General features: G+C 54.6%; 1 protein-coding gene and 1 pseudogene. Both read right to left on the reverse strand.

The features are described from left to right. Window positions 1-287, reverse strand: a pseudogene (locus FAZ21_RS20045) (hypothetical protein); the annotation flags it as partial. A gap of 9 nt (window positions 288-296) precedes the next feature. Further along, window positions 297-923, reverse strand: a 627-nt coding sequence (locus FAZ21_RS20050) for a carbohydrate-binding protein (RefSeq protein ID WP_136775195.1), incomplete at its 5' end; no start/stop codon positions are given.

Here is a 923-nt window from a genome sequence, read left to right on the forward strand (position 1 = left end):
ATTTTTTCGGGAGCGGTGTCGGGGTTTTGCTGGCTGAGCTGATAGAAGGTCTGGGCGATGTCGGCGAAGAAGCCGTGGGTCTGGTTGTAGGCGAGGTCGGTTTTGACGGGGTGGCCTAGTTCTTCTGCCAAGATTTTTCCAAGCATTTCGCTGCTTCTTCTTGCATCATCCCTTAATGTGGTAATGCCATTAATGTGAACTATGGCCGGTATTTGATCACATTGATTCAAGCCCGCCCAAGCATTGGTTGCCAACAATAGGGCCGCCGTAGCGATCTTTACTTTCATGTTTTTCTCCTAGTCGCACTGATAACGGATCGGGAAGTGGAACATCATTCCACCGATCAGTTCGTCGCCTTTTCTATAGGCAGCCATGCGCTCCGGGGTATTGGAATGTAAAGCGTCAATTTTCTTCCAATATTTCAACAGCCATTCATAATCTTCAATAGAATTGCTGAATGTATCGCTAAAACATTTGGATGGCAGCGTTCCTTTATTGAACAAAGCTCGTGCCTTCTCCCGATCATTCCCACTTGCACTTAAAATCTCCAACTGCGTAATCCGCGCCATCTCCATCGCATACTTGAACCGCGCCGGGTGCTGGCCCACTTCCTGCGCTAAAAAACGCTGTACGTCATCGCGCACGCCGTCGTTGTCGGCGTCGATGCCGGCCAGGGTTTTGCGGCCGGCAGCGCCGGGGTCGGGTGGGACCTGGATGCCGTTAATGGTGTCGGTATTGCCCGGGACGGGGGTAACGGGCTCGCATTGCTGGATCGGTTGCCACAGTGCTGGCACGCGGGGCGGCTGCCATTCGGTGCCTTTGTGGGCGGTATGCGCCTGGCGGGCGCGGTAGTAGTCGCCTTCGAAACGAATCTGGTCGCCCAGGGCGTAGCTGTAGCCAGCTTGCCAGGGGGCGCAGCGTTG

This window comes from Chitiniphilus eburneus, from assembly GCF_005048205.1.
Lineage (GTDB): Bacteria > Pseudomonadota > Gammaproteobacteria > Burkholderiales > Chitinibacteraceae > Chitiniphilus > Chitiniphilus eburneus.